The organism is Streptomyces sp. MB09-01, assembly GCF_033794505.1.
Taxonomy (GTDB): Bacteria; Actinomycetota; Actinomycetes; order Streptomycetales; family Streptomycetaceae; genus Streptomyces.
On the sequence record NZ_JARAYQ010000025.1, the window covers coordinates 17,437 to 39,360 of the forward strand.

General features: G+C 70.2%; 20 protein-coding genes, 5 tRNA genes and 1 pseudogene. 7 read left to right on the forward strand and 19 right to left on the reverse strand.

Annotated elements, in window-relative coordinates; translation table 11 throughout:
• Positions 1-72: 72 nt before the first annotated feature.
• Genes PV721_RS08255 through PV721_RS08265 form a run of 3 tightly spaced genes read right to left on the reverse strand, consistent with a single transcriptional unit; the run spans position 73 to position 3,029 of the window.
• Positions 73-1,230: a D-alanine--D-alanine ligase family protein gene (locus PV721_RS08255; protein WP_319722181.1), complete on the reverse strand. Its 1,158-nt coding sequence runs from the start codon at positions 1,228-1,230 to the stop codon at positions 73-75.
• Between the two features lie 39 nt (positions 1,231-1,269).
• Entirely contained in the window at positions 1,270-2,280 is a 1,011-nt protein-coding gene (locus tag PV721_RS08260; RefSeq protein WP_319722182.1) for an NAD(P)H-dependent glycerol-3-phosphate dehydrogenase, read from the reverse strand.
• On the reverse strand, positions 2,277-3,029 hold the full coding sequence (locus tag PV721_RS08265) for a lysophospholipid acyltransferase family protein (protein WP_319722183.1): 753 nt from the start codon (positions 3,027-3,029) through the stop codon (positions 2,277-2,279). The genes PV721_RS08260 and PV721_RS08265 overlap by 4 nt, the downstream gene beginning before the upstream one ends.
• Before the next feature lie 269 nt (positions 3,030-3,298).
• Here PV721_RS08265 and cofC point away from each other — a divergent pair.
• Positions 3,299-3,901: pseudogene (cofC, locus tag PV721_RS08270) on the forward strand (2-phospho-L-lactate guanylyltransferase); the annotation flags it as partial.
• Between the two features lie 302 nt (positions 3,902-4,203).
• Here cofC and PV721_RS08275 read toward each other — a convergent pair.
• The 4 genes from PV721_RS08275 to leuC form a co-directional block, all read right to left on the reverse strand.
• Complete coding sequence (locus PV721_RS08275; protein ID WP_319722184.1) at positions 4,204-4,884, reverse strand: HU family DNA-binding protein; 681 nt, start codon at positions 4,882-4,884, stop codon at positions 4,204-4,206.
• Positions 4,885-5,028: 144 nt separating this feature from the next.
• Positions 5,029-5,256: a hypothetical protein gene (locus PV721_RS08280; RefSeq protein WP_030009267.1), complete on the reverse strand. Its 228-nt coding sequence runs from the start codon at positions 5,254-5,256 to the stop codon at positions 5,029-5,031.
• 137 nt (positions 5,257-5,393) lie between these two features.
• The gene (gene leuD, locus PV721_RS08285) at positions 5,394-5,987 is read right to left on the reverse strand and encodes a 3-isopropylmalate dehydratase small subunit (RefSeq protein ID WP_319722185.1); all 594 of its coding nucleotides are present in this window, start codon (positions 5,985-5,987) and stop codon (positions 5,394-5,396) included.
• Positions 5,988-5,990: 3 nt separating this feature from the next.
• Positions 5,991-7,415 (reverse strand): 3-isopropylmalate dehydratase large subunit, encoded by a 1,425-nt coding sequence (leuC, locus tag PV721_RS08290; protein WP_319722186.1) that lies wholly within the window; start codon positions 7,413-7,415, stop codon positions 5,991-5,993.
• 184 nt (positions 7,416-7,599) lie between these two features.
• Between leuC and ndgR the strand changes: the two genes are divergently transcribed.
• Entirely contained in the window at positions 7,600-8,316 is a 717-nt protein-coding gene (gene ndgR / locus PV721_RS08295; protein WP_007266782.1) for an IclR family transcriptional regulator NdgR, read from the forward strand.
• 175 nt (positions 8,317-8,491) lie between these two features.
• Here ndgR and PV721_RS08300 read toward each other — a convergent pair.
• The 10 genes from PV721_RS08300 to PV721_RS08345 all read right to left on the reverse strand — a co-directional run bounded on the left by PV721_RS08300 (position 8,492) and on the right by PV721_RS08345 (position 13,194).
• Positions 8,492-8,564, reverse strand: a tRNA-Glu gene (locus PV721_RS08300).
• A 23-nt stretch (positions 8,565-8,587) separates the two neighbouring features.
• A tRNA-Gln gene (locus tag PV721_RS08305) sits at positions 8,588-8,659 on the reverse strand.
• Positions 8,660-8,680: 21 nt separating this feature from the next.
• Positions 8,681-8,753 (reverse strand) — tRNA-Glu (locus PV721_RS08310).
• Between the two features lie 61 nt (positions 8,754-8,814).
• Positions 8,815-8,887 (reverse strand) — tRNA-Glu (locus PV721_RS08315).
• Positions 8,888-8,914: 27 nt separating this feature from the next.
• Positions 8,915-8,986, reverse strand: a tRNA-Gln gene (locus PV721_RS08320).
• Between the two features lie 86 nt (positions 8,987-9,072).
• Complete coding sequence (locus tag PV721_RS08325; protein ID WP_319722187.1) at positions 9,073-9,801, reverse strand: HAD family hydrolase; 729 nt, start codon at positions 9,799-9,801, stop codon at positions 9,073-9,075.
• Between the two features lie 9 nt (positions 9,802-9,810).
• Positions 9,811-10,482, reverse strand: coding sequence for a DUF4241 domain-containing protein (locus PV721_RS08330; RefSeq protein WP_319722188.1), 672 nt, complete (start codon positions 10,480-10,482; stop codon positions 9,811-9,813).
• 152 nt (positions 10,483-10,634) lie between these two features.
• Entirely contained in the window at positions 10,635-12,110 is a 1,476-nt protein-coding gene (gene gltX / locus PV721_RS08335) for a glutamate--tRNA ligase (protein ID WP_319722189.1), read from the reverse strand.
• Positions 12,103-12,909 (reverse strand): fumarylacetoacetate hydrolase family protein, encoded by an 807-nt coding sequence (locus PV721_RS08340; protein WP_319722190.1) that lies wholly within the window; start codon positions 12,907-12,909, stop codon positions 12,103-12,105. The genes gltX and PV721_RS08340 overlap by 8 nt, the downstream gene beginning before the upstream one ends.
• Before the next feature lie 96 nt (positions 12,910-13,005).
• Positions 13,006-13,194 (reverse strand): hypothetical protein, encoded by a 189-nt coding sequence (locus PV721_RS08345; protein WP_319722191.1) that lies wholly within the window; start codon positions 13,192-13,194, stop codon positions 13,006-13,008.
• Between the two features lie 578 nt (positions 13,195-13,772).
• Between PV721_RS08345 and PV721_RS08350 the strand changes: the two genes are divergently transcribed.
• From PV721_RS08350 to PV721_RS08365, 4 genes are all read left to right on the forward strand, one after another.
• Complete coding sequence (locus PV721_RS08350) at positions 13,773-17,399, forward strand: nitrate- and nitrite sensing domain-containing protein (protein WP_319722192.1); 3,627 nt, start codon at positions 13,773-13,775, stop codon at positions 17,397-17,399.
• A 9-nt stretch (positions 17,400-17,408) separates the two neighbouring features.
• Positions 17,409-17,822 (forward strand): roadblock/LC7 domain-containing protein, encoded by a 414-nt coding sequence (locus tag PV721_RS08355; protein WP_319722215.1) that lies wholly within the window; start codon positions 17,409-17,411, stop codon positions 17,820-17,822.
• A 93-nt stretch (positions 17,823-17,915) separates the two neighbouring features.
• Entirely contained in the window at positions 17,916-18,470 is a 555-nt protein-coding gene (locus tag PV721_RS08360) for a DUF742 domain-containing protein (protein ID WP_319722193.1), read from the forward strand.
• Positions 18,451-19,038 carry a GTP-binding protein gene (locus tag PV721_RS08365; RefSeq protein WP_073911148.1) on the forward strand — a complete coding sequence of 196 codons (588 nt, stop codon included), beginning with the start codon at positions 18,451-18,453 and terminating at the stop codon, positions 19,036-19,038. The genes PV721_RS08360 and PV721_RS08365 overlap by 20 nt, the downstream gene beginning before the upstream one ends.
• Positions 19,039-19,202: 164 nt before the next feature.
• Here the strand turns inward: PV721_RS08365 and PV721_RS08370 are convergent, their stop codons facing one another.
• Both PV721_RS08370 and PV721_RS08375 read right to left on the reverse strand, forming a co-directional pair.
• Complete coding sequence (locus tag PV721_RS08370) at positions 19,203-19,403, reverse strand: acyl-CoA carboxylase subunit epsilon (RefSeq protein ID WP_319722194.1); 201 nt, start codon at positions 19,401-19,403, stop codon at positions 19,203-19,205.
• 23 nt (positions 19,404-19,426) lie between these two features.
• Positions 19,427-21,010, reverse strand: a complete 1,584-nt coding sequence (locus PV721_RS08375; RefSeq protein ID WP_319722195.1) for an acyl-CoA carboxylase subunit beta — start codon at positions 21,008-21,010, stop codon at positions 19,427-19,429.
• Between the two features lie 280 nt (positions 21,011-21,290).
• Between PV721_RS08375 and PV721_RS08380 the strand changes: the two genes are divergently transcribed.
• The gene (locus PV721_RS08380; protein WP_319722196.1) at positions 21,291-21,914 is read left to right on the forward strand and encodes a YceI family protein; all 624 of its coding nucleotides are present in this window, start codon (positions 21,291-21,293) and stop codon (positions 21,912-21,914) included.
• Positions 21,915-21,924 lie beyond the last annotated feature (10 nt).

The following is a 21,924-nucleotide window of genomic DNA, read 5'->3' on the forward strand; positions in this document are numbered from 1 at the left end:
GGTCCGCTCCGATTCACAGCGACCGCCCGCCGGGCATCCCGGCGGGCGGTCGCTGCTCTCTTTCGGTCCTGTCTAGCGCAGTCCGGTGGAGCGGCGCAGGGCGGCCTGGATCAGCCGGTCCACCAGCTCCGGGTACGCGACGCCCGTCTTCTGCCACATCAGCGGGTACATGGAGATCGGCGTGAAGCCCGGCATCGTGTTGATCTCGTTGATGACGAAGGCGCCGTCCTCGGTGAGGAAGAAGTCGGCGCGCACCAGGCCCTCGCAGGACGCGGCCTCGAAGGCCTCGATCGCGAGCCGCTGCACCTCGGCGGTCTGCTCCGGGGTGAGCGGGGCGGGAACGATCCCGGAGGCGGAGTCGATGTACTTCGCCTCGAAGTCGTAGAAGTCGTGGCTGGAGACCGGCGGGATCTCGGCGGGCACGCTGGCGCGCGGCCCGTCCTCGAACTCCAGGACCCCGCACTCGATCTCGCGGCCGCGCAGCAGCGCCTCCACGATGATCTTCGGGTCGTGGCGCCGGGCCTCCTTGACGGCCGCGTCCAGGCCGGAGACGTCGTCGACCTTGGTGATGCCGATGGAGGAGCCGGCCCGGGCGGGCTTGATGAACAGCGGCCAGCCGTGCTCGGCGGCGAAGTCGAGGATCTTCGCCCTGGCGGCGTCCCGGTCGGCTTCCCACTCGCGCGGGCGGATGGTCACGTACGGGCCGACGCGCAGCCCGAAGGAGGTGAACACCCGCTTCATGTAGTCCTTGTCCTGGCCGACGGCCGAGGCGAGGACGCCGGAACCGACGTAGGGGATGCCGGACAGCTCCAGGAGGCCCTGGAGGGTGCCGTCCTCGCCGTACGGGCCGTGCAGGACGGGGAAGACGACGTCGACCTCGCCGAGGGCCTTCGGGACGGCGCCCGGCTCGGTGTAGACGACCTGGCGGCTCGCGGGGTCGACCGAGAGCACGACGGCGCCGTCCTCGGAGTCGGCGAGCTCCTCGACGCTCGGGAGCCGGCGGTCGGCGATGGCCATCCGCTCGGGCTCGTCGGCGGTCAGCGCCCATCGGCCGTCCGTGGTGATGCCGATGGGCAGCACCTCGTACTTGGACCGGTCGATGGAGCGCAGCACGGCGCCCGCCGTGACGACCGAGATGGCGTGTTCCGAGCTGCGGCCGCCGAACACGACGGCCACGCGGGGCTTGCGGCCCTGCTGCTCAGGGGTCTGGGGGAGGTTCTCGCTGCTCATATCGCCACGAGAGTACCCGCTCATGCGTCCGGAATGGAGTCAGCGACGTTCCGGTTTGGCGCTGCGGCCCATCAGTTCCTTCAGCGCGACCAGCGTCGGCTTGCCGTGGTGGACGATGTCCACCACGGTGTCGGTGATGGGCATGTCGACCCCGTGCCGGCGGGCCAGATCGGCCACCGACTGGCAGGACTTGACGCCCTCGGCGGTCTGCCTGGTGACCGCGATGGTCTCCTCCAGGGTCATCCCGCGGCCGAGGTTGGTGCCGAAGGTGTGGTTCCGGGAGAGCGGCGAGGAGCAGGTGGCGACCAGGTCGCCGAGGCCCGCGAGGCCGGAGAAGGTGAGCGGATCGGCGCCCATCGCCACTCCCAGCCGGGTGGCTTCGGCGAGTCCGCGGGTGATGAGCGAGCCCTTGGTGTTGTCGCCCAGGCCCATGCCGTCCGCGATGCCGACGGCGAGGCCGATGACGTTCTTGACGGCGCCGCCGAGCTCGCAGCCGGTGACGTCGGTGCTCGTGTACGGGCGGAAGTACGCGGTGTGGCAGGCGGCCTGGAGGCGCTGCGCCACGCTCTCGTCCACGCAGGCGACGACGGAGGCGGCGGGCTGGCGGGCGGCGATCTCGGCGGCCAGGTTGGGGCCGGTGACCACGGCGATGCGCTCGGCGGGGACCTTGGCCACCTCCTCGATGACCTCGCTCATCCGCTTGGCGGTGCCGAGTTCGATGCCCTTCATGAGGGAGACGAGCACCGTGTCGGGGGCCAGCACCGGGGCCCACGCGGCGAGGTTGTCGCGCAGGGTCTGGGAGGGGATGGCGAGGACGGTGAAGTCGGCGCCCGCCGCGGCCTCGGCCGGGTCGGTGGTGGCCCGGAGGTTCGCGGGGAGTTCGACGTCGGGGAAGTAGTCCGGGTTGGTCCGGCCGGTGTTGATGGCGTCGACCACCTCCTGGCGGCGGCCCCAGAGGGTCACCTCGCATCCGGCGTCGGCGAGCACGATGGCGAAGGCCGTGCCCCAGGAGCCTGTTCCGAAGACGGTCGCCTTCACGGGACGTGTCACTTCTTGCCCTCCCCTGCGGCCTTGCGCCGCTGTTCCGCCCTGGCGTTGCGATGGTCGTACGGCTGCTCGGGCGCGGTCTCTCCCCGCACCTCCTCCAGCAGCCCGGTGATGGCGGCCATGATGACCTCGGTGGCCTCCTTGAGCACGTCCGGGGTGGGATCCCGGTCGTAGAAGGCGGAGAGGTCGACCGGCGGTCCGGCGAGCACCTGGAGGGTCTTGCGCGGGAAGAGCCGGACCTTGTTCTCCTTGGCGTACGGCGGCATCGCGAGGTTCGCACCCCACTGGGCCACCGGAATGACGGGCGCCTTGGTGATCAGCGCGACACGGGCGGCGCCGGTCTTGCCGGCCATGGGCCACATGTCGGGGTCCCTGGTCAGGGTGCCTTCCGGGTAAAAGGCCACGCATTCGCCGCGCTCGATCGCGTCCACCGCGGCCCGGAATGCGTCCAGGGCGTTGGTGCTCTCCCGGTAGACGGGGATCTGGCCGGAGCCGCGCAGGATCGACCCGACAATAGGGACCTTGAAGAGGCCGGCCTTCGCGAGCAATCGGGGTACGCGGCCGGTGTTGTACTGGAAGTGCGCGTAGGAGAGCGGGTCCAGATACGAGTTGTGATTGACGGCGGTGATAAATCCGCCCTCGGCCGGAATGTGCTCCATTCCCCGCCAGTCCCGCTTGAAGAGCACTACCAGCGGCGGTTTTGCGATGACCGCCGCCAGGCGGTACCAGAAGCCGATTCTGCGGCGGGACACTCGGACACCTTTCCTCTGGACCGGGGGGCGGTGGTGCCTCCCGGCGGTGGCTGGGGAAGCTTGGGCACCTCGTCGGCCGGACAAGTGTCGCCCCGGGCCCGGTCTCTGTCGAGAACACCGTACGCCCCGCTCACGCCACCGGGCTCCCGGGTCGCCCGGGCGAAGGCGACAATGAGCCGACACATGACCCGGCCATGACCCGACCATGGTCCGGGGTCGGGCCGGAGCGCACCGGAGGGAAGGGGTCCGTCACGAACGCCGTCTGGAGTCTGGTGGTCCCTCTGAAGCCCCTGGCGGTGGCCAAGAGCCGTCTCGCGGCGGCGGTGGGCGCTTCCCGTCCGGGGCTCGCACTGGCCTTCGCCCAGGACACCGTCGCGGGGGCCCTGGCCTGCGCGGCGGTCGCGGATGTGGTGGTCGTCACGGACGACGCGGCGGCCGGTGCGGAACTGTCCCGGCTGGGGGCGCGGATCGTGCCGGACGCCCCGGCGGCCGGACTCAACGCGGCGCTGGCCCACGGGGCGCGGGCAGCGCGGTCGGGGCGGCCCGGTGCCGCGGTGGCCGCGATGAACGCCGATCTGCCGGCGCTGCGGCCCCCCGAATTGCTACGCGTGCTCGAAAACGCCTCGGCATTTCCCCGGGCATTTCTGGCGGATGCGGCCGGAATCGGGACGACCTTGCTTTCCGCTGCGCCGGACGTGGAATTGGCCCCCTCCTTCGGCGGGCCGTCACGGGCCAGGCATTCGGCCTCGGGGGCGGTGGAAATCGCCCTGGCGGGCGTCGACAGCGTGCGCCGGGACGTGGACACCGCGGCGGATCTGCGGACGGCGCTCACCCTCGGGGTGGGGCGTCACACGGCCCGATACAGTGCCGGTATGCAGGCGACCGCGTACACGTACGACTCCCAGACCCGCAGCGGCAGTGTGCTGCTGGACGACGGCACCCCGGTGCCCTTCGAGGCCCCGGCGTTCGACGCGGGCGGCCTGCGGCTGCTGCGGCCCGGGCAGCGGGTCCGGATCGAGACGGACGGCGAGGGCGCCGGCCTGCGGATCACCCTGGTGACGCTGCAGACCTTCTGACCTTCGGCCCCTTCCGGCCTTCTGACCTGCGACTGAACGCACCGCGGGCCGGCTTCCCCCTGCTGGGGAAGCCGGCCCGGCGTGTGTGACCCCTACCCCTACTTGTTGCGGGCCGTGGTCTTCTTCGCGGTGGCCTTGCGCGTCGCCGTCTTCTTGGCGGGCGCCTTCGTCGCGGCGGTGACCTTCTTGGCCGCCGGGGCGGTCTTCTTCGCGGCGGCGGTGGTCTTCTTCGCCGCGGGCGCGGCCTTCTTGGCGGTGGCGGTCGCCTTCTTGGCGGTGGCCGTGGCCTTCTTGGTCGTGGCCGTGCTCTTCACCGCAGCCTTCTTGGCGGTCGCGGTGGTCTTCTTGGCGGTGACCTTCTTTGCGACCGCGGTCTTTGCCGCCGCCTTCTTGGCAGTGGTGGCCTTCTTCGCGGCGGCCTTCTTGACCGTCGCGGAGGCGCCACCGGTGAGGCTGCCCTTGGGCGCCTTCTTCACCGACACTTCGCCGCCCTTCGGCAGCTTCTTGGTGCCGCTGACCAGGTCCTTGAAGCCCTGGCCGGCGCGGAATCGGGGTACCGAGGTCTTCTTGACCCGGACGCGCTCTCCCGTCTGCGGGTTGCGGGCGTAACGGGCCGGACGGTCGACCTTCTCGAACGAGCCGAAGCCCGTGACCGAGACCCGGTCGCCCGCGACGGTAGCGCGGACGATCGCGTCCAGTACCGCGTCGACAGCATCCGCGGCCTGCTGGCGGCCGCCCAGCTTGTCGGCAATCGCTTCTACGAGCTGCGCCTTGTTCACGTCTTCCCCTTCGGAGACTTCGCCAGAACGAATGTGTTCAAGCTTATTTCGCACGTTAGGCGGATATATACCGCAAATCAAACACGAAACGGGCTAATCACCCTAGTGCCGCAACGCTGGAGGCCGTTACGGAGTTCCTTCGCATCAGTCGCCTTCAGGGAATCGACCCTCGTCGAGGTCCTTCATCAACCTGTCCAGGCGCCTTGCCGCATCGGCGAGATCATGCTTCGCCGCGGCCGTGACGACCAACAGCTTCCGGGACAGCGCCATCCTTACGCCCTCCGGGACTTGCAGTGAGCGCACCCGTGTGTGTGCTTCTTTCAGCCGGTCCGCGACGAGTTCGTAGAGCTCGAGTTGACTGTCGCGTTCCATGCACAGATTGTGCCATCTGGGGCGAGTTGTCGCCTCACGGGGCCTCAACAAACGGCTGTGCCCCCCGCCGGAAGGCGGGGGGCACAGTGTTGTCGATGTGATCACCCGGGGGTGAATAAGCGCTGATCAGGCAGGAATCAGGCCTGAATCGTGCGCGGCTTGAAGGCGGGGCGGGCGCTTTCGTACGAAGCGATGTCCGCTTCGTTCTGAAGGGTGAGCGAGATGTCGTCCAGACCCTCCAGCAGACGCCAGCGGGCGTTGTCGTCGAGTTCGAACTCCGCGACGACGCCTTCCGCTCGCACCTGGCGGTCGACCAGGTCGACCGTGATCTCGGCGGTGGGGTCGGCCTCGGTCAGCTTCCACAGCTGCTCGACGGTCTCCTGCGGGAGCACGACCGTCAGCAGACCGTTCTTCAGCGAGTTCCCGCGGAAGATGTCGGCGAAGCGGGAGGAGATGACCGTCTTGAAGCCGAAGTTCTGCAGGGCCCAGACGGCGTGCTCGCGCGAGGAACCGGTACCGAAATCGGGGCCGGCGACCAGCACGGTCGCACCGGCGCGCTCCGGGCGGTTCGTGACGAACTCCGGGTCCTTGCGCCAGGCCTCGAAGAGCCCGTCCTCGAACCCGTCACGGGTGATCTTCTTCAGCCAGTGGGCCGGGATGATCTGGTCGGTGTCGACGTTGCTGCGGCGCAGCGGGACGGCCCGGCCGGTGTGGGTGGTGAAGGCTTCCATGGTTCAGACTCCGGCGGTCGCGTCGGCGGCGGACAGGTCGGCGGGCGAGGCCAGATGGCCCAGCACCGCGGTGGCGGCGGCCACCTGCGGGGAGACCAGGTGGGTGCGCCCGCCCTTGCCCTGCCGGCCCTCGAAGTTGCGGTTGGAGGTGGACGCGGAGCGTTCACCGGGCGCCAGTTGGTCGGGGTTCATGCCCAGACACATCGAACAGCCCGCGTGCCGCCATTCGGCGCCGGCCTCCTTGAAGACCGTGTCCAGGCCCTCTTCCACGGCCTGCAGGGCGACGCGGACCGAGCCCGGGACGACCAGCATCCGTACCCCGTCGGCGACTTTGCGGCCCTCGATGATCCCGGCGACGGCGCGCAGGTCCTCGATGCGGCCGTTGGTGCAGGAACCTACGAAGACGGTGTCGACCTTGATGTCGCGCAGCGGCTGCCCGGCGGTCAACCCCATGTACTCCAGGGCCTTTTCGGCGGCCAGGCGCTCCGAAGCGTCCTCGTACGAAGCCGGGTCGGGGACGTCGGCCGACAGCGGCGCGCCCTGGCCCGGGTTGGTGCCCCAGGTGACGAACGGGGACAGCGTGGTGCCGTCGATGACGACCTCCGCGTCGAAGACCGCGTCGTCGTCGGTGCGCAGGGTCTTCCAGTACGCGACCGCCGCGTGCCAGTCCTCGCCCTCGGGCGCGTGGTCGCGGCCCTGCAGGTAGTCGAAGGTGGTCTGGTCCGGCGCGATCATGCCCGCGCGGGCGCCGGCCTCGATCGACATGTTGCAGATGGTCATGCGGGCTTCCATCGAGAGCTGCTCGATGGCCTCGCCGCGGTACTCCAGGATGTAGCCCTGGCCACCGCCGGTGCCGATCTTGGCGATGATCGCCAGGATCAGGTCCTTCGCGGTGACCCCCTCGGCCAGTGCGCCGGTGACGGTGATCGCCATCGTCTTCGGGCGGGCCAGCGGCAGCGTCTGCGTCGCCAGCACGTGCTCGACCTGGCTCGTGCCGATGCCGAAGGCCAGCGCGCCGAAGGCGCCGTGCGTGGAGGTGTGCGAGTCACCGCAGACCACGGTGGTGCCGGGCTGGGTCAGACCCAGCTGCGGTCCCACGACGTGGACGACGCCCTGCTCGACGTCGCCCAGCGAGTGCAGGCGGACGCCGAACTCGGCGCAGTTCTTGCGCAGCGTCTCCAGCTGGGCCCGGGAGACCGGGTCCGCGATCGGCTTGTCGATGTCGAGGGTGGGGGTGTTGTGGTCCTCGGTCGCGATGGTGAGGTCGAGGCGTCGGACCTTGCGGCCGGCCTGACGCAGGCCCTCGAAGGCCTGCGGGCTGGTCACCTCGTGCAGCAGGTGCAGATCAATGAAGAGGAGGTCGGGCTCGCCTTCGGCGCGCCGGACGACATGGTCGTCCCAGACCTTCTCCGCGAGTGTCCTACCCATCGCTTTCCCTCCGGCCGGCCGGTTGTGCCGGCGCTTCATAGAGATCTTGTGCGCCGCATCGTCCGTACCCCACGTCCTGGACGACGGCTCGGACCCAGTGGTTCGTGGACCCGCACATACAGACTCGCTGGTTCTTGGAAAAATTGAACTTGCGTTTCACAGTGTGAGACGCGAATATCGTTTCATGGACAACTCTAGCGGCGTCGGCGTTCTCGACAAGGCAGCTCTGGTACTGAGCGCACTGGAGTCCGGTCCGGCCACCCTCGCCGGGCTGGTCGCGGCGACAGGGCTCGCACGACCCACGGCACATCGCCTTGCCGTGGCACTGGAACACCACCGGATGGTGGCGAGGGACATGCAGGGCCGGTTCATCCTCGGTCCGCGGCTGGCGGAGCTCGCCGCCGCGGCCGGCGAGGACCGCCTGCTGGCCACGGCGGGACCGGTACTCACCCACCTCCGTGACGTGACGGGCGAGAGCGCGCAGCTCTACCGCCGTCAGGGAGACATGCGCATCTGCGTGGCGGCCGCGGAGCGGCTGTCGGGCCTCCGGGACACCGTCCCGGTGGGCTCGACGCTCCCGATGAAGGCCGGCTCGGCGGCGCAGATCCTGATGGCCTGGGAGGAGCCCGAGCGGCTCCACCGCGGTCTGCAGGGCGCGCGCTTCACGGCGACGGCGCTCTCGGGCGTACGGCGCCGCGGCTGGGCGCAGTCGATCGGCGAGCGGGAGCCCGGCGTGGCCTCCGTCTCGGCGCCGGTGCGCGGGCCGTCGAACCGCGTGGTGGCCTCCGTGTCGGTCTCCGGGCCGATCGAGCGGCTGACCCGCCACCCGGGCCGGATGCACGCCCAGGCCGTCATCGACGCGGCCGCACGCCTCACGGAGGCCCTGCGCCGCTCCGGCTGAGCACCTCCCGGCCCGAAGGCCTTCCCCTGTCCGTCCCCCGGGTCCGGGGGCGCGTACGACGCCGCACACGTCCGAACACGCGCCTCCGGGACCGCACTTACATCCGCGCTCACGACCGCGTGGAGGCAAAGCGAAGAGGCCCTCCGCGATGAACGCGGAGGGCCTCTTCGATGCGTACCCCCGACCGGATTCGAACCGGCGCTACCGCCTTGAGAGGGCGGCGTGCTAGGCCGCTACACAACGGGGGCTAGCTGGTGCTGCTGTTACTGCGCTGGGCTACCAGGACTCGAACCTAGAATAAGGGAACCAGAAACCCTCGTGTTGCCAATTACACTATAGCCCAAAGTGGTCTAGACCAGACCAGTACCCCCGACCGGATTCGAACCGGCGCTACCGCCTTGAGAGGGCGGCGTGCTAGGCCGCTACACAACGGGGGCCCTAGCGATCCTGCATCAAGACGTCCGGGTGCGACCCTGGAGATCTCGCGGGAAGGATCTGTACCCCCGACCGGATTCGAACCGGCGCTACCGCCTTGAGAGGGCGGCGTGCTAGGCCGCTACACAACGGGGGCAAAGCACTGCGTTACTGCTGCACTGCGCTGGGGTACCAGGACTCGAACCTAGAATAAGGGAACCAGAAACCCTCGTGTTGCCAATTACACTATACCCCACCAAAAGTCAACCCCTTGGCGGGGTTTTCCTTCGGGTGGCGCCTCCGTCCGGCCTTTCGGCCCGCTCCGGCGGCGCAGAAAGAACATTACCGGATGCCTGACCGTGCTCCAAAACGGGTATCCCCTGCCAGCAGCTCCGGCAGCTGGTCAAGGCCTTCGATACGGTGCGCGCCCTCGGGCCCGGGCCCGCGACCGCCGTCGCGGTCGATCCAGACCGCCAGCAGCCCGGCGTCACGGGCCCCTCGCGCGTCGATCTCGGGCTGGTCCCCCACGTACGCCACCTCTCCCGGCGGCAGTCCGAGCGCCTCGCACGCGGCCAGGAAGGCCGCCGCCTCGGGCTTGCTGACCCCGAGTTCGACCGCGCAGACCAGCACCTCGAAGCGGTCGCGCAGCCCGAGGTGCCGCAGCTTGGGGTCCTGGTTGACGGTGGAGGAGTTGGAGAGCACCCCGTGCCGGTAGGCGGCCGCGAGGGCGTCCAGTACGGGCACCACGTCGGGGAAGACGACCCAGGCGGCCCTGTAGTGCTCGACGTACCGGTCGAACCAGGCGTCGGCCTCGTCCGCCGTCATCCCGGGCTGCTCCAGGAACTCCCGCACCCGGTCCTGCCGCTGCCCCTGGAACGTTCCCTCACCCGCGGCGAAGCGCGCCCAGTGCCGGTCGGTGATCTCCCGCCACAGCGCGAGCGCCTGCGCGGGGGTCCCGTACCGGTCCGCGAGCTCCTCGGTCTCCAGCTGCCGCGCGAGCCCGGCGGCATCGGCACCCGTGTAGTCGAAGAGGGTGTCGTCGATGTCCCACAGCACGGCGCGGATCGGCATGGGCCGAGCCTACGCCGCGGGTACCTGCGCCGTGGGCACGACCAGGAAGTCCGTCACGAAACAGGTGACCCGGCCCTCGGTGTCGCGCCCGATCCAGGTCGGGTAGCACCCGTCGCCCCATCCGGAGGTGAAGCCCGCGAGGGTGTGACCGTCCTCTCCCTCGGCCAGGAAGACGGACGGGCCGTCGCCGACCGCCTCCATGGCGGCCCACACCGCTCCCTCCTCGTCCTCGGTGCCGGGGAACGAGCCGTCGGCGTCGGCGTCGTAGAAGCAGCCGGTGCCCGCGTCCACCCCGTAGCCGTAGAACTCGTCCTCGCCGAGGACGGCGGGGTCCTGACCCTCCTCGACGGCCATCTCCCAGCTCACGGTCGGCGTGTCCCGTATCACGAGACGCGCGGCGGCGACCCGGGTGTGCGGGCGGGGGCCCTCCGGGACGCCGGGGCGCACCAGCGTGGCGATCGCGGCCTCCGCCCGGTACCGGCCCGGCTCCACCACGACACCGAAGGGCTCTGCTTCGCCCCCGCCGAGGCAGACGAACGGGTCGCAGGCGACGACCCGGCCCGTGGGCAGGGTCACGTCGCCGATGGCGACCGGGGCGAGGGTCCCCGTCATGCCGTCCTCGTAGGCGAAGGCGGAGCCCTGGGTGAAGTGCCAGGAGTAGTCGGGCGGGGTCATCGGCACGGGGGCCTCCGGAGCGCGGGAGAGAGCGGTGATCGTCCTCCCGGAGACTAGGGCCCGCCTCCGACAACGCCGCAGGGGGCGGCGGCCGGAAGTCCGGCTGCCGCCCCCTGCGGTGGCGGTCCCTCCCGGCGGTAGCCGGGAGTACGGGAGGGCTACGCGGCCAGCTTGGCCAGCGCCGCGTCGATGCGGGCCAGGGAGCGGTCCTTGCCCAGGATCTCCAGGGACTCGAACAGCGGCAGGCCGACCGTGCGGCCGGTGACCGCCACGCGGACCGGGGCCTGGGCCTTGCCGAGCTTGAGGCCGTGGGCCTCGCCGGCGGTCAGGACGGCCTGCTTGAGGGACTCGGGGTCCGACCAGTCGGCGTCGGCCAGGTTCTCGCGCGCCGTCGTCAGGAGGGCCGCCGGCTCGCCCTTCATCGCCTTGTCCCACGAGGCCTGGTCCTCGACCGGCTCCTTCAGGAAGAGGAAGTCGACGTTGGCCGTGATGTCCGACAGGACGGTGACGCGGGTCTGGGCGTACGGGGCGATGCGCTCCCAGGCCTCGGCGTCGAAGTCCTCGGGCGCCCAGTTGGCGTGCGGGGCCTGCAGCCACGGGGCGCAGGCGTCCGCGAAGGCCTTCGGGTCGAGCAGGCGGATGTGGTCGCCGTTGATCGACTCGGCCTTCTTCAGGTCGAAGCGCGCCGGGTTGGCGTTCACCCCGTCGATGTCGAACTTCTGGACCATCTCCTCGATCGAGAAGACGTCCTGGTCCTTGGAGAAGGACCAGCCGAGGAGCGAGAGGTAGTTCAGCAGGCCCTCGGGGAGGAAGCCGCGCTCGCGGTACAGGTTGAGCGAGGCCTCGGGGTCGCGCTTGGAGAGCTTCTTGTTGCCCTCGCCCATCACGTACGGCAGGTGGCCGAACGCGGGGGTGGACTTGGCGACGCCCAGCTCGATCAGCGCCTTGTAGAGGGCGATCTGGCGGGGGGTCGACGAGAGGAGGTCCTCGCCGCGCAGGACGTGCGTGATCTCCATGAGCGCGTCGTCGACCGGGTTGACCAGCGTGTACAGCGGGGCGCCGTTGGCCCGGACGATGCCGAAGTCCGGCACGTTCTCCGGGGTGAAGGTCAGCTCGCCGCGGACCAGGTCGGTGAAGGTGATCGGCTCGTCGGGCATCCGGAAGCGGACGATCGCCGGGCGGTGCTCGCCCTGGTACGCCTCGAGCTGCACGGTCGTGAGCTCGCGGCAGTGGCCGTCGTAGCCGGAGGGCTTGCCGGCCGCGCGGGCGGCCGCACGGCGCGCGTCGAGCTCCTCGGTGGTGCAGTAGCAGTGGTACGCGTACCCGCCGTCGAGCAGCTTCTTCGCGACGTCCTTGTAGATGTCCATGCGCTCGGACTGGCGGTACGGGGCGTGCGGGCCGCCGACCTCGGGGCCCTCGTCCCAGGTGAAGCCGAGCCAGCGCAGCGAGGCGAGCAGCTGGTCGTACGACTCCTCGGAGTCGCGGGCCGCGTCGGTGTCCTCGATGCGGAAGACGAACGTGCCGCCGTGGTGGCGGGCGAACGCCCAGTTGAACAGGGCGGTGCGGACCAGGCCCACGTGGGGGTTGCCGGTCGGGGAGGGACAGAAACGTACGCGGACAGGTCCGTTAACCACGCTTGATCACCTTGTTGGTGAGAGTGCCGATGCCTTCGATGGTGACGGCGACCTCGTCGCCGACGTTCAGGGGGCCGACTCCGGCCGGGGTCCCCGTGAGGATGACGTCACCCGGGAGCAGCGTCATGGCCTCGGTGATGTGGACGACGAGGTCTTCGATGGAGCGGACCATGTCGCTGGTGCGGCCGAGCTGGCGCTGTTCGCCGTTGACGGTGCACTGGATGGTCAGGTCGCCCGGGTCCAGGTCGGTCTCGATCCAGGGGCCGAGGGGGCAGGCGCTGTCGAAGCCCTTGGCCCGGGCCCACTGCTTCTCCCGCTGCTGGACGTCGCGCGCGGTGACGTCGTTGGCGCAGGTGTAGCCGAGGATCACGTCCTTGACGCGCTCCCTCGGGACCTCGCGGCACATGCGTCCGATGACCACGGCGAGCTCCGCCTCGTGGTGGACGTCCTGGGAGAAGGAGGGGTACGTGATCGGGTCGCCCGGGCCGACCACCGAGGTGGAGGGCTTGAAGAAGGTGATGGGGGCGTCCGGACGGCCTTGGTCGTCGAAGACGGTGTTGCCGAGCTCCGCCGCGTGCTCCGCGTAGTTGCGGCCGATGGCCACGACCTTGTTCGGGAGCACGGGCGGCAGCAGCCGGACCTTGCTCAGCGGGACCTTCGTGCCCGAGAGCTCGAAGTCCGCGAACGGGATGCCCTTGATGATGTCGAGCACGAGCGTCGCTTCGTCGCCGGGGGCGGTGCTGCCCTCGACCGCGCCGAACGCGACATTGCCGTCGATCGAGAACCTGGCGATGCGCACGTGTTGCGTCTGCCCCTCTGTATGTCCGCTGGCTGGAGTCTGCGGACCCAGGCTAACGCGGCGGGCAGGGAGGCTTCGCGTTCCGCAGCCGTGCGGCTACTGCGCGGCGACGGCGACCGGTGCGTCCATCAGGACCGTGCGGCGCGGGTTGGCGGTCTGCGTGGGCAGCTCGACGGAGTGTTCCGGGGTGGCCGGCGCCGCCTGCAGCTCCTCGGCGTCCTTGAGGTGCGCGAGGGTGGTGCGGCGGGGGTTGGCTATGTTGCGGAACATCATCGTCGTCTTCATGGGAGTTCGGGGTCCTCGGTTCGATCTGTGAGTGTCGGCTGTCGATGCACCAACCCTGGCGCCAACCCTTTAAGGGGCAAGGCTAAACATCTGAATCCCCCGCCGAACCAGGAAGTAATGGCCACGGCTGTGTGAGTTTGCTCACCCGCGATCGGACAATAGCGGCATAATGGACAGTCAACTACACCCGTCGAAACGGACATTGCGCCACTGAATGCGTCATTCCGCTCCTGATCATCTCGACTGGGACACCTTGCCGGGCATGTTGTTTGGTTGGCGTAAGTCCGGTTTCTACCGAATGCAGTCACACATCGCGTAGCGCGTCCATCACAAGCCGTAATCAACTCTCCGGGCCGACACGCGCACCTTGTTGGAGATCCTCCACTGTGCTGGAATTCGCGGGACCGCCGCGGGAATCAGCCGGCGCGCAGGTGGCGCGACTCAGCGCCGAGCGCGGCGGCAAGGAGAGGGAGACGCGCCGGTCACCGACGACCACCATGGGGCCGCACGTGCCCCACGACTCGACACCGTCCCACCGGTCGCCCGGCGGGACGCCTGGTCCAGAGGTTGCGACGCTAGTGCAGGGACGATTCAAGAGGGATGGCAGCGCTGCGGCGGAGCAGGAGCCGCGCGGCGGGACCGACCGTGGCTCCTCGCCCCAGCACGCCCAGAACCGCGGGCCGGCTGTCGAGGGCGCAGGCCCCGACTCCTCCGCCGCGGTGAAGGCGAAGGGCCGTGGGAAGACCGCCAAGGCCGGCAAGGCCAAGGCCGGGCCGGCTGAGCAGCAGGACGTGGCGATACCGAAGGCCCCCAGTGGGCCCGGCTCTCGCCTCGCCATGCAGAACTGGCGCATCAGTACGCGACTCGTGTCGCTGCTGACCCTGCCGGTCGTCGCCGCCACCACGCTCGGTGGCTTCCGCATCAACGACTCGCTCAACGACATCGCGCAGCTGGAGCACATGCAGCTCCTGACGACGATGACCCGGCAGGCCACCAACCTGGCCGCCATGCTCCAGGAGGAGCGCGACCTCTCCGCGGGTCCGCTCTCGCTCTCCAAGGGCAAGACCACCAGCAGCGTCGACGTCGTCCGCCAGCAGACCGACACCGCCGCCAAGGCCTTCGCCGCCGCGACCGACAAGGTCGACAGCACGGGCGCGAAGGACGACACCCTCAAGTCGATCCGCAACAACGTCCTGCAGATCGGCCGTCAGATCGCGAACATCTCGACGGTCCGCGACAAGGCGTACGTCAACGGCGCCCAGCAGACCGTCAGCGAGTACAACGCGATGATCGTCTCGCTGCTCTCGCTCTCCCAGGACATGGCGCAGGCCACCTCCAACCCGGAGATGATCAAGCGTACGCGCGCCCTGGCGGCCTTCTCCGCCGCCAAGGAGTACGCCTCCATCCAGCGCGCGATCATCGCCGCCTCGCTCCCGGACACCAACGAGCGCCAGGGCAAGCTGGAGGAGAACGACCGGCTCTACGCCCTCTCCGCCCAGAAGGGCGAGACGCAGGCGAAGACGACGTTCGAGCTGGTCTATCAGGGCAAGACCGAGGAACTCCTCGCGGGCCTCGGCGACAGCAACTCGGAGATCTCCACCGCCGACCACTACGCGCGCCGCGTGCTGACCAGCCAGGACGCCTTCCTTCGCGAGAAGAACCGGTCCTGGCTCGACTGGTACGACGCCGACGGCACGAAGCTCGCGGCCATGAAGGTCATCGAGCTGACCCTGCTCGAGGAGATGGAACAGAAGGCCCGTGAGCTGAAGAACGAGGCCCAGCAGGACGCCATCGTCAACGGTGCCCTGATCCTCCTCGTCCTCGGTGTCTCCCTCGTCGGCGCCTTCGTCATGGCCCGCTCGATGATCCGCTCGCTGCGCCGCCTGCAGGACACCGCGACGCGCGTCGCCCAGGACCGGCTGCCCGAGCTCGTCAAGCAGCTGTCCGAGTCCGACCCGCAGGACGTGGACACGTCCGTGGAGTCGGTCGGTGTGCACACCCGCGACGAGATCGGCCAGGTGGCCGCGGCCTTCGACGACGTGCACCGCGAGGCCGTCCGCCTCGCCGCCGAGCAGGCCCTCCTGCGAGGCAACGTCAACGCGATGTTCACCAACCTCTCGCGCCGCTCGCAGGGCCTCATCCAGCGTCAGCTGTCGCTCATCTCCGAACTGGAGTCGCGCGAGGCCGACCCGGACCAGCTCTCCTCGCTCTTCAAGCTCGACCACCTCGCGACCCGCATGCGCCGTAACGGCGAAAACCTCCTCGTCCTCGCGGGCGAGGAGCCGGGCCGCCGGTGGACCCGCCCCGTCCCGCTGGTCGACGTCCTCCGTGCGGCCGCCTCCGAGGTGGAACAGTACGAGCGCGTCGAGCTGTCCTCGGTGCCCGGCACCGACGTCGCCGGCCGCGTGGTCAACGACCTCGTGCACGTCCTCGCCGAGCTGCTGGAGAACGCCACCTCGTTCTCCTCCCCGCAGACCAAGGTCAAGGTCACCGGTCACGCGCTGCCCGACGGCCGCGTGCTCGTCGAGATCCACGACACGGGCATCGGCCTCTCCCCCGAGGACCTCGCCGCGATCAACGAGCGGCTCGCTTCGCCGCCGACCGTGGACGTCTCCGTCTCCCGCCGCATGGGTCTGTTCGTGGTCGGCCGCCTGTCCCTGCGACACGGCATCCGCATCCAGCTGCGCCCCTCCGACTCGGGCGGTACGACGGCCCTCGTCATGCTGCCGGTGGACGTCGCCCAGGGCGGCAAGAAGCCGGGTCCGATGCCGGGCCAGGGCGGCCCCGGTGGCGCCCAGGGTGCCCCCGGCGGGCAGGCTTCCGTGCCCGGTGCGGCCGCACGGCCGCCCGTGGGTGCGGGCCCGCAGCGCGGCCAGGTCGGTGCGGGCGGCCAGCGCGCCGCCCTCCCGGGCCGCGACGGCTCCGGTCAGCGTCCGCAGGGCCCGCAGGGCGGGCGGCCTCCGCAGCAGGGCGGCGCCGGTGCTCCCGGTGCCCGTCCGCAGCAGAGTCCGACCACCGCGGGGCAGGGCCAGGGTGCCTTCGGCGCCGGTGGGCCGCTGCCGGGCCGCGGTCCGGTCGCCAACGGCGGATTCGGCGGCGGCCCCCAGGCCCGTCCGGCTTCGTCGCCCTCGGCGTCCGGTCCGTCCGGGTTCCCGCAGGGCAACGGCTTCGAGCGGCCGCAGCAGCCGCAGCAGGCCCCGCAGCAGCCGCAGCCCCAGCAGCAGTCGGGCACTCAGGCTCCGAACGGTGCCCGCCCGCAGCTGCCGCCGCGCGGCGGTGCCGCGCGTCCGGAGCTTCCCGGCCCGCAGACCGCCAGCTGGGGCGCCGACCAGGCCCGCGGCCACGACGAGCTCTCGGGCCCCGGTTCGACGGCGGAGTTCGCCCGCCCGGACTTCAACGCCCCGATGCCGCAGGGCGACGGTCCGGCCAGCACGACCGGACAGTTCGAGCGTCCGGACGTGCGGGGCTCCGTGGACCCGTCCAGCACCGGACAGTTCGAGCGCCCGGGCTACCAGCCCCAGCGGCCCGGCGGCCCCGGTGTCGGCGGATTCGCCCGTCAGCAGCCCCAGGCCCCGCAGCAGCCCCAGCCGCAGGCTCCGCAGCCCGGCGGCGCGTACGCACCCGTACCGCCCGCGCGCCCGGAGGCCCCGCGACTGCCGCAGGCCCACCGGCCGGAGGCGCTGCCGCCGGCCCAGAGCTCCGGCGACGGCCGCAGCCCGATATTCGACACGCTGGAGTCGAACTGGTTCCGCGAGGAGGGGCAGCAGCCCCCCGCGCAGGGACCGGGCGTACCCCAGCAGCCGCAGCAGTCCGCCCCGGCGCCGCAGCAGCTGCTGCCGCAGCGCGGCCAGGAGCAGGCGGCCGAGTCCGCCGCGGCGGCGACCGGCAGCATGCCGACCGTCAGCTGGAAGTCTTCGCCGAACGACGAGCTGATGCGCCAGGCCGAGCGCGTGCGCCAGCCCGCCGCCGGCGGTATCACGACCTCGGGGCTGCCCCGCCGGGTTCCGCGGGCGAACCTCGTGGCCGGCACGGCGCAGCAGCAGGCCGATGCACAGGCGGGTCCGCAGGTCTCACGGGCGCCGGACGACGTCCGCGGCCGTCTGACCAACCTCCGACGCGGTATCCAGCAGGGCCGTCAGGCCGGCAACAACGGCCCGGCGACCGGCAGTTACCACATCGACCCCACATACCAGCAGGAGCGATAGTTGAGTTCGATGAGCCAGGCGGCACAGAACCTGAACTGGTTGATCACCAACTTCGTGGACAACACCCCAGGGGTGTCCCACACGGTGGTGGTCTCCGCCGACGGACTCCTTCTGGCGATGTCCGAAGGATTCCCCCGTGACCGCGCCGATCAGCTGGCGGCCGTGGCCTCCGGTCTGACGTCGCTGACCGCCGGGGCCTCCCGCATCTTCGAGGGCGGCGCCGTCAACCAGACCGTGGTCGAGATGGACCGGGGATTCCTTTTCCTCATGTCCGTCTCGGACGGATCCTCGCTGGCCGTACTGGCGCACCCCGAGTGCGACATCGGCCTCGTGGGCTACGAGATGGCCCTCCTGGTGGATCGCGCGGGCAGTGTCCTCACCCCGGACCTGCGTGCCGAGCTGCAGGGAAGTCTTCTCAACTAGCAGACAGGCAGTGCGTTTCGCGCCATCGCACCATAGGGTGCGGTGGCGCGGTTCCACAGGGAGTACTGCGTACTTGGAGTCGGAGGAGGAAACGTGACAACACCCGGAGGACATCCTTATGGCGGCGCGCAGCAGCCGCAGGGTGGGCACGACCAGAACCGCTTCAACTTTCCCTCCGCTCCCAGCCGGCCCGTGCCGGAGCAGAACCCCTACCAGCAGCAGCCGTACGGACAGCCCCAGCAGCCCCAGCACCAGATGCCTCCGCAGCAGCCTCCGCGCGCCGCGCGGCAGCCGGCGCCGAAGGCCCACAACCCGCTGGTGCGCCCGTACGCGATGACCGGCGGCCGTACTCGGCCGCGCTACCAGCTCGCCATCGAGGCGCTGGTCAGTACCACGGCCGATCCCGCGCGCCTGCAAGGGCAGTTGCCCGAGCACCAGCGCATCTGCCGCCTGTGCCAGGAGATCAAATCCGTCGCGGAGATCTCGGCACTTCTCTCCATTCCTCTTGGTGTCGCCCGCATCCTCGTCGCCGACCTGGCGGAGGCGGGCCTTGTCGCCATTCACCAGCCCGGCGGCGACGAGTCTGCCGGTGGCCAGCCTGATGTGACACTGCTCGAAAGGGTGCTCAGTGGACTTCGCAAGCTCTAACGGCGGAGCGGCTCCTGCTCGCTCCACCACCTCCGCGAAGATCGTGGTGGCGGGCGGCTTCGGCGTGGGCAAGACCACGTTCGTCGGAGCCGTGTCCGAGATCAACCCGCTGCGCACCGAAGCCGTCATGACCAGCGCCTCCGCCGGCATCGACGACCTCACCCACACCGGTGACAAGACGACCACCACGGTCGCCATGGACTTCGGCCGCATCACCCTGGACCAGGACCTGATCCTGTACCTCTTCGGTACCCCGGGCCAGGACCGCTTCTGGTTCATGTGGGACGACCTCGTCCGCGGCGCCATCGGCGCCGTCGTGCTCGTGGACACGCGCCGCCTCGCCGACTGCTTCCCCGCGGTCGACTACTTCGAGAACAGCGGCCTGCCTTTCGTCATCGCCCTCAACGGCTTCGACGGGCACCAGCCCTACACGCCGGAGGAAGTCCGCGAGGCCCTGCAGATCGGCCCGGACGCCCCCATCATCACCACCGACGCCCGCCACCGCGCGGACGCCAAGAGCGCGCTCATCACGCTCGTCGAGCACGCCCTCATGGCGCGCCTGCGGTAGCGGTTACGGTCCGCAGCATCGGGAAGGCCCCCGCGTCGTACGACGCGGGGGCCTTCGCCGTCTCCGGGCCCGGCCGTACGGCACGGCTCCCGCGCCGAGGACCGGGTACGCGCAAGGCCCCGCACCCTGTTCGGGGTGCGGGGCCTTGCGCCGGGCTCGGGGACTCAGCCCTGCCAGCTGTGCGGGGCGCGGAAGCCCGGGGTGCGCTCCAGACGGCGCCAGCCGGCCTGGCGGGGCGTGCGGACCGCGGTCTCCTCGGGAGTGGCGGCGGTACGGGCGAGCAGGATCGCGGTGATCGCGGCCAGCTCCTCCGGCGCGGCGTTGCCCTTCTCGACGCGCAGCAGGGTGTCAGTGGCGTGGGTCATGGGGTGGCAGGTCTCCTTCGCGGTTACTGCGGCGGGTTGCCGTGCTTGCGGGACGGCAGATCGGCGTGCTTGTTGCGAAGCATCGCGAGGGCGCTGACGAGGACTTCGCGGGTCTCGGCGGGGTCGATGACGTCGTCGACGAGGCCGCGCTCGGCCGCGTAGTACGGGTGCATCAGCTCGGCCTTGTACTCCTTGACCATGCGGACGCGCATGGCCTCGGGGTCCTCGGCGTCCGCGATCTGCTTGCGGAAGATGACGTTGGCGGCACCCTCGGCGCCCATCACGGCGATCTCGTTGGTGGGCCAGGCGTAGGTGAGGTCGGCGCCGATGGACTGGGAGTCCATGACGATGTACGCGCCGCCGTAGGCCTTGCGCAGGATCAGCGAGATCCGCGGGACGGTGGCGTTGCAGTAGGCGTACAGCAGCTTGGCGCCGTGGCGGATGATGCCGCCGTGCTCCTGGTCGACGCCCGGCAGGAAGCCGGGGACGTCCAGCAGGGTGACGATCGGGATGTTGAAGGCGTCACACATCTGGACGAAGCGCGCGGCCTTCTCGGAGGCCTCGATGTCCAGGACTCCGGCGAGGTGGCCGGGCTGGTTGGCGACGATGCCGACGACCTGGCCGTTCATCCGGGCCAGGGCGCAGATGATGTTGCGGGCCCAGCGCTCGTGGATCTCCAGGACGTCGCCCTCGTCGACGATCTCCTCGATGACCTTGAGCATGTCGTACGGGCGGTTGCCGTCGGCGGGCACCAGGTCCAGCAGGACCTCGCTGCGGCGGTCCGCGGGGTCGCTCGTCTCGTGGACGGGCGGGTTCTCGCGGTTGTTCGAGGGCAGCATCGAGATGAGGTAGCGGACCTCGGAGATGCAGGTCTCCTCGTCGTCGTACGCGAAGTGCGCCACGCCCGAGGTCTCGGCGTGCACGTCGGCGCCGCCGAGGCCGTTCTGGGTGATCTCCTCGCCGGTCACCGCGCGGACCACGTCCGGGCCGGTGATGAACATCTGCGAGGTGTCCCGGACCATGAAGACGAAGTCCGTCAGGGCCGGGGAGTAGGCGGCACCGCCGGCGCACGGGCCGAGCATGACCGAGATCTGCGGGATGACCCCCGAGGCCTTGGTGTTGCGCTGGAAGATGCCGCCGTACCCGGCGAGGGCGGAGACGCCCTCCTGGATGCGGGCGCCGGCGCCGTCGTTCAGGGAGACCAGCGGGGCACCGGCCGCGATGGCCATGTCCATGATCTTGTGGATCTTCGTGGCGTGGGCCTCGCCCAGGGCGCCGCCGAAGATGCGGAAGTCGTGCGCGTAGACGAAGACCGTACGGCCCTCGACCGTGCCCCAGCCGGTGATGACACCGTCGGTGTAGGGCTTCTTGGCCTCCAGGCCGAACCCGGTCGCCCGGTGGCGGCGGAGCTGCTCGACCTCCTTGAAGGAACCCTCGTCGAGGAGCAGCGCGATGCGCTCACGGGCGGTCAGCTTGCCCTTGGCGTGCTGGGTCTCGGTCGCGCGGTCACTGGGGCCGCGCCGCGCCTGCTCGCGCAGGGAGTGCAGCTCGGCCACGCGCCCACGGGCGTCCGTCGGCTCGCTCGGGGTCTGGTCCACAACGGTCATGTACCGACCTTACGAAGATCGCGATGAAAAACCTCCGTTCATTCCGCACAGTCTCGGGAGTCTTCCGCTGTGTGGCCCGCACAGTACGGCCGGAGGATGTAGGGACTCCGCCAGACGGGACCCTCACCCGTTGTAGGACCTTCACAAAATGACCTGACACCCCGCCTAGATGTTGAAATTTAAACAGGATGGGTCTAACGTCGTCCTCGTCGAAGTTGTTGAGAATTCAACAGACTCTTCCGACCGAGCAGAACGCCCAGACACTACCGAGGAGCAGGCCATGGGTCTCTTCACCCGCCGCAGCCAGACCGCCGACCACCACAACGGCGCCGCCGCCGTCGCCACGCTGGACGTGGACCCGGCGCTCGCCGCCCTCACCGGCGACTACGTCATCGACGCCGCCCACAGCAGCATCGGCTTCACCGTCCGCCACGCCATGGTCACCAACGTCCGCGGCTCCTTCGCGGAGCACGAGGGGACCCTGCACCTGGACGGCGCCGACCCGGCCCGCTCCACGGCCGCCATCGACGTCAAGATCCCTTCGGTCAGCACCGGCATCGCCGACCGCGACGCCCACCTGCTGGGCAGCGACTTCTTCGACGCCGAGCTCTTCCCGCTGATGACCTTCCGCTCCACCGAGGCGCGCCAGCTGGGCGGGGACGCCTACCGCATCACCGGTGAGCTGACGATCAAGGACGTCACGCGGCCGCTCGCCATCGACCTGGAGTTCACGGGCTCCGCCAAGGACGTCTACGGCAACGAGCGCGTCGGCTTCGAGGGATCCGCCGAGATCCTGCGCTCCGACTGGGGCCTGACGTGGAACGCCGCCCTGGAGGCCGGCGGTGTCATGGTCAGCGACAAGGTGAAGCTGACGTTCGACATCTCGGCCATCAAGCAGGGCTGACCGGCGGGAT

Coding starts and splice junctions, on each gene's coding strand:
- PV721_RS08375 (WP_319722195.1), bottom strand. CDS start 21,010: ATGACCGTTGTGGACCAGACCCCGAGCGAGCCGACGGACGCCCGTGGG.
- PV721_RS08280 (WP_030009267.1), bottom strand. CDS start 5,256: ATGGAACGCGACAGTCAACTCGAGCTCTACGAACTCGTCGCGGACCGG.
- PV721_RS08380 (WP_319722196.1), top strand. CDS start 21,291: ATGGGTCTCTTCACCCGCCGCAGCCAGACCGCCGACCACCACAACGGC.
- leuC (WP_319722186.1), bottom strand. CDS start 7,415: ATGGGTAGGACACTCGCGGAGAAGGTCTGGGACGACCATGTCGTCCGG.
- PV721_RS08255 (WP_319722181.1), bottom strand. CDS start 1,230: ATGAGCAGCGAGAACCTCCCCCAGACCCCTGAGCAGCAGGGCCGCAAG.
- ndgR (WP_007266782.1), top strand. CDS start 7,600: ATGGACAACTCTAGCGGCGTCGGCGTTCTCGACAAGGCAGCTCTGGTA.
- PV721_RS08345 (WP_319722191.1), bottom strand. CDS start 13,194: ATGAAGACGACGATGATGTTCCGCAACATAGCCAACCCCCGCCGCACC.
- leuD (WP_319722185.1), bottom strand. CDS start 5,987: ATGGAAGCCTTCACCACCCACACCGGCCGGGCCGTCCCGCTGCGCCGC.
- PV721_RS08355 (WP_319722215.1), top strand. CDS start 17,409: ATGAGCCAGGCGGCACAGAACCTGAACTGGTTGATCACCAACTTCGTG.
- PV721_RS08370 (WP_319722194.1), bottom strand. CDS start 19,403: ATGACCCACGCCACTGACACCCTGCTGCGCGTCGAGAAGGGCAACGCC.
- PV721_RS08325 (WP_319722187.1), bottom strand. CDS start 9,801: ATGCCGATCCGCGCCGTGCTGTGGGACATCGACGACACCCTCTTCGAC.